This is a genomic window from Prosthecobacter sp. (assembly GCF_046154365.1).
GTDB lineage: Bacteria > Verrucomicrobiota > Verrucomicrobiia > Verrucomicrobiales > Verrucomicrobiaceae > Prosthecobacter.
On record NZ_JBJXFV010000178.1, the window covers coordinates 1 to 5,344 of the forward strand.

Annotated in this window: 4 protein-coding genes; 3 read left to right on the forward strand and 1 reads right to left on the reverse strand. The window is 61.3% G+C overall.

Going from position 1 to position 5,344, the window contains the following annotated elements:
* The coding region (locus tag ACKVY0_RS22680; protein WP_409217137.1) for a DUF1080 domain-containing protein at nucleotides 1–396 on the forward strand (396 nt) is incomplete at its 5' end.
* Between the two features lie 146 nt (nucleotides 397–542).
* On the opposite strand, the gene ACKVY0_RS22685 is transcribed toward ACKVY0_RS22680, so the two are convergent.
* Nucleotides 543–1,421, reverse strand: a complete 879-nt coding sequence (locus tag ACKVY0_RS22685; RefSeq protein ID WP_409217138.1) for an FHA domain-containing protein — start codon at nucleotides 1,419–1,421, stop codon at nucleotides 543–545.
* Nucleotides 1,422–1,848: 427 nt separating this feature from the next.
* Between ACKVY0_RS22685 and ACKVY0_RS22690 the strand changes: the two genes are divergently transcribed.
* Both ACKVY0_RS22690 and acnA read left to right on the forward strand, forming a co-directional pair.
* Nucleotides 1,849–2,289, forward strand: coding sequence for a hypothetical protein (locus ACKVY0_RS22690; protein ID WP_409217139.1), 441 nt, complete (start codon nucleotides 1,849–1,851; stop codon nucleotides 2,287–2,289).
* A 350-nt stretch (nucleotides 2,290–2,639) separates the two neighbouring features.
* On the forward strand, nucleotides 2,640–5,344 hold a 2,705-nt coding region (gene acnA / locus ACKVY0_RS22695; protein WP_409217140.1), incomplete at its 3' end, for an aconitate hydratase AcnA.

The following is a 5,344-nucleotide window of genomic DNA, read 5'->3' on the forward strand; positions in this document are numbered from 1 at the left end:
GCGGAGTTTGAGGACTTCAATCTGAAGACGGAAGTGCGCACGCAGGAAGGCAGCAACAGCGGCATCTACCTGCGCGGCATCTACGAAGTGCAGATCATGGAGAGCTTTGGCAAGCCGCTGGATTCGCATCACATGGGCGCGCTGTACAGCCGCATCACCCCGAGCGTGGCGGCGGAGAAGCCGATCGGCGAATGGCAGACGCTGGACATCACGTTGGTGGACCGCCATCTCACGGTGATCCTCAACGGCACCACGATCATCGACAATGCGCCGGTGCTTGGTTGCACGGGCGGTGCGATGACGAGCGATGAGTTCAAGCCCGGCCCGCTTTATCTGCAAGGCGACCACACGAACGTGGACTACCGCAACATGGTACTGCGTCCGGTGGTGAAGTAGGCTGTAGTTCGCGCCAGGGGTGTGAGAGTTGCATCAAGCGGCTTTCGTGGCGTCGTTGCAAAAGTGCTCAGTGCTCAGTGCTCAGTGCTCAGTCGGATGTGCGGCTGGCGTTTTTTGACTGAGCACTTGGCACTGAGCACTTCGCCTCACGCGCCGAGACGCTCTAAAACGTGCTTCACCGCCTTCTGGCGGTTGTCCACGCCGAGCTTTTTGAAGATGTGCTCCACATGGCGATTCACGGTATGCAGCGTCACGTCGAGGTCTTTGGCGATCTCGGCGTTTGTCCTGCCTTCGCAGACCCAGTGCATTACCTCGGCCTCACGCACGGTTAGATCGAGGCTTTGCAGGCGTTCGAGGGAGATTTTGGCGGATTCTTCGCGCAGGAGCAGAAAGCAGCGGCCTTCGGCGCAACGGGCGAGGGAGACGACCTGGCGGGAGACGTGGTTTTCGATCTCCAAGGGCGCGGTGCTGGCGTCAGGCACGAGCTGGGCGGCCAGCCAACTGCGCACCAGCGGTGGCAGCGCGTAATGGGCGGCACCGGGTGCGCGCTCCAAGGTTTTGCCAAAGAACCAGTGCGCGGCTTTTTCGCCCTCAAGCACTTCTCCCAGTGTGGAGACGATGATGAGGTCGCAGGCCACGCCGCCGGGTGTGCCGCGCTGGGCTTCCGCCACGACCTCGGTGATCTTGCCGGCCATGGTGCTGCGGTGCAGGGGGGCCTGCCGGGCGTTGCAGAAGGTGAGGCGCTGGTTGGCGATGCGGATTTCATCGCCATGACGCAGGCGGCGGGCGCTGGTGAGGCGCAGGCCGTTGACCAGGACGCCGTTGCGACTGCCGAGGTCGTTGAGCCACCACTCGTCATTGAGGCTCATTAGCACCGCATGACGGCGGGAGGCCTGGACGTTGTTGATGTGGATGTCGTTGTCCGACCGGCGGCCGATGAAACAAGGGCCGGACAAGGGCAGCGCACCGCCGCTCCACTTCAAACTGGCCTGGGGTTGCTCCGGTGGCGGCTGGACTGACGACATGGGGTGATTTTGCGCGGGAGATGAGGCAATGCAACGGGCGCAAAAAAAAGTGCGTTTTATTGGCAGTTCTGCCAATAGCGCATTTTCGCGTTTCAGGCGATGCATGGCGTGTTTCAACTCATTCACGACCATGAAAACCAATGCTCTTCCTTCAATCCAGGCGCTGTCCTCCAGGGCCTGCACTGCCGGGCCTGCGGCGTCGAGAACCGATTCTCCTCCGTCTGCCGCGAGCGCCAAGCGCCCGTTCTGCATGCTCTGCGTGCATTGCCCGAAGTGTGCGGAGAGTCCGCGCACCGTCACCTGTCCGTTGTGTGTCGAATGCCAGTTGTGCTCGCTGTCGAGCCGGTGTGAATGAGCGGTGTGTGGGATATTTCTGGTAGAAGGCAGGTATGGGGGTCGTTTTAATCAGCAACCAACCACACCCACCATGAACACGATCCCTTTCCCTCCAAGAGGACAGGCGGCCTCGTTTCAACCGGCCGTCAGTGCTAAAAACGCCGAAGCGCGTTTTGTAAACCGCAGTCTCCATCGCGTCTGGCAGTTGCGCCGGATGCAGGCCACCTTCCTCCGGCCATTCCGCATCGCACTCCGCCCGCTGCTCGTCTGGCTGCGGCAGGAGCATGTCTTCGTCAAAAGCGGCCAGCAGGGTGCTCCGCCCGTCGGGCTGCAATTGAAGCAGTTCAGTTGGGAAACGATTGCGGCAGGCGTCATTCTTCTCCCGCTCGCCTTCATCCTGCTGCTGCCGCTGCTGATCCTGATCTTCCCGGTCGCCGTGCTCATCGGTTTGGCGGCTGCTGTCGCTGCGGCCATGCAGACCGACGCGGACGATGCTGAGCATCACACGCTGACCTGGCACGCGATGCATTGAAAACACGGGCTTAGACGCATGTCTCCCATCCAGAGGTTTTTCACTCGTCTGCTGCCGTCCGCATGGGCGCGCAGTATGGAGGCGGAGTCGCGAGAGTGGATGGTGCGGTGTGAATGCGGGCATCAGCGGTCGATTTGGGACATGGGCGGCATCCGTTGGAAGGCCTGCGGCAATCCAAGACGCTACATGACCTGCCCGGCGTGTGGAAAGTCGAGCTGGCACCGGGTTTCCAAAGGCGGAGACACCTGATTCGACAGAAAGCAGCCAGCGGTCGATGAATGCAAAAAAGTGGGTGTCAAACCTGCTGTCATGGCTATTGCTGCACGCTCCCCGTGCCCCTTTTAGATTCCATGAACACCCCCCAGACCTTCACCACCGGTTCCGGCTCCTCCGGCAAGTTTTACTCCCTCCCCGCTCTCGAAAAAGCTGGCATCGGCAAAGTCTCGCGTCTGCCGGTTTCCATCCGCATCGTGCTGGAGTCGCTGCTGCGCAATCTGGACGGCAAGAAGGTCACTGAGGCCGATGTGAAGAATCTCGCGAACTGGAATGCCAAAGCGCCCGGTGAGTATGAGATCCCGTTCACCGTCGCCCGCATCGTGCTGCAAGACTTCACCGGCGTGCCGTTGCTGGTCGATCTGGCCGCCATGCGCTCGAAAGTGAAGCAGCTCGGCAAGAACCCGAAGATGGTCGAGCCGCTGGTGCCGGTGGACCTTGTTGTTGACCACAGCGTGCAGGTGGACTTCGCCGGAACACAGCAGGCGCTGAATCAAAACCTCGCGCTCGAGTTTGAGCGCAACAAGGAGCGCTATCAGTTCCTCAAGTGGGGCGAACAAGCCTTCAACACCTTCAAGGTCGTGCCTCCCGGCATCGGCATCGTGCATCAGGTGAACCTCGAATATCTCGCCAAGGGCGTGCTGGAGAAAGACGGGGTGTTCTATCCCGATTCGCTCGTCGGTACCGATTCACACACGACCATGATCAACGGCCTCGGCGTCGTTGGTTGGGGCGTTGGCGGCATTGAGGCGGAAGCTGGCATGCTCGGCCAGCCGGTGACCTTCCTCGTGCCGGAAGTCGTCGGCGTTTACCTCAGCGGAGCGCTCAAAGAAGGCGTCACCGCCACCGACCTCGTGCTCGAAGTCACCCAGAAGCTGCGCAAGCTCGGCGTCGTCGGCAAATTCGTCGAATTCTACGGCCCTGGTGCTGTCAGCCTGCCCGTGACCGACCGTGCGACCATCGCGAACATGGCGCCTGAGTATGGCGCGACGATGGGCTTCTTCGGCGTCGATGAAGAAACCGTCGCCTACCTGCGCGGCACTGGCCGCAGCGAGGAGCTTTGCAAGACCGTCGAGGCCTACTACAAGGCGCAGGAGATGTGGGGCATCCCCACCGCGAAAGGCAGCATCGAATTCACCACCGAGATGGAGATCGACCTCAGCGGCGTCGTGCCCTGCGTGTCCGGTCCGAAGCGTCCGCAGGACCGCATTGAGGTGCCCGCATTGAAATCCAAATTCAACGAACTGCTCATTGCCGATGTGAAGGCAGGCGGTTTTGGCAAAGCACCGGCCACGCAGGTCGTCGAGCATCTTGGCACTTCTTCAGCTGTTGGGCTGGACGTCACTGGAGCGTCCGCAGGTGTGGACGTCGTTTCTGACCGGCCTTCCTATGACGTCACCGTCGATTCCAAAGGCGGCATCAAAGATAGCATCACCGACGGCAGCGTCCTCATCGCCGCCATCACGAGTTGCACGAACACCAGCAACCCGAGCGTCATGCTCGCCGCCGGTCTCCTCGCGAAGAAAGCGAACGCCAAGGGCCTCACGGTGAAGCCCTCGGTGAAGACCAGCCTCGGACCAGGCAGTCGTGTCGTGACCGATTATCTCACCAAGACCGGCCTCCAGGTCGAACTCGACAAACTCGGCTTCCAGACCGTCGGCTACGGCTGCACCACCTGCATCGGCAACAGCGGCCCGCTTGATCCCGGCATCGAAGACGTCGTCAAAGGCGAAGACGTCGTTGCTGCCAGCGTGCTCTCTGGGAACCGCAACTTCGAGGCCCGCGTGCATCAAAGCATCAAGGCAAACTTCCTCATGTCGCCCCCGCTCGTCGTCGCCTACGCCATCGCTGGCACCGTCGATATTGATTTGAGCCAAGACGAACTCGTCGCTGGCAGCGGCGTCTATTTGAAGGACATCTGGCCCACGCTCAAAGAAGTGCGCGATGCCATGGAGTCCGCCCTCAGCCCCGATGTCTTCCGCAAGCTCTACACCGACTTCGCGTCGCAAAATCCGAAGTGGAATGAGATCAAAGGCGGCGTCGGCGAGGTCTTCGAGTGGGACGGCAAATCCACCTACATCCAGCATCCGCCGTTCTTCGCTGACTTCAGCATGACCCCCGGCGACATCACCGAGATCACGGGCGCACGCCCTCTCGGTATCTTCGGCGACTCCGTCACAACCGACCACATCAGCCCTGCTGGTGCCATCACGAAGGCCAGCCCCGCAGGCCGCTTCCTCCTCGAACACGGCGTCACCCAAGCCGACTTCAACAGCTTCGGCAGCCGCCGTGGCAACGACCTCGTCATGACCCGCGGCACCTTTGCCAACGTGCGCATCAAGAACCTCATGCTCGGCGGCAAAGAAGGCGGCGACACGCTCCTCCAACCCGCTGGCACCGAAATGAGCATCTACGACGCTGCCGAGGCCTACAAAGCCGCAGGCACACCGAGCATCATCCTCGGCGGTGAAGACTACGGCATGGGCTCCAGCCGCGACTGGGCCGCCAAAGGCACCCGTCTCCTCGGCGTCAAAGCCGTCATCACCAAGAGCTTCGAGCGCATCCACCGCAGCAACCTCGTCGGCATGGGCGTCCTCCCCTGCACCTTCCTGAACAAAGAAGACTATGATCAAGTAAAAGACCTCGCCGATGCCACCTTCGACCTCCTGGGCCTCTCCAACGACTTCAAGCCCATGAGCGAAGCCACCCTCCGCGTCCACAAGTCCGACGGCAGCACCCTCGACATCCCCGTCGTGGTCCGCATCGACACCCCCGTCGAAAT

Coding starts and splice junctions, on each gene's coding strand:
- ACKVY0_RS22685 (WP_409217138.1), bottom strand. CDS start 1,421: ATGTCGTCAGTCCAGCCGCCACCGGAGCAACCCCAGGCCAGTTTGAAG.
- ACKVY0_RS22690 (WP_409217139.1), top strand. CDS start 1,849: ATGAACACGATCCCTTTCCCTCCAAGAGGACAGGCGGCCTCGTTTCAA.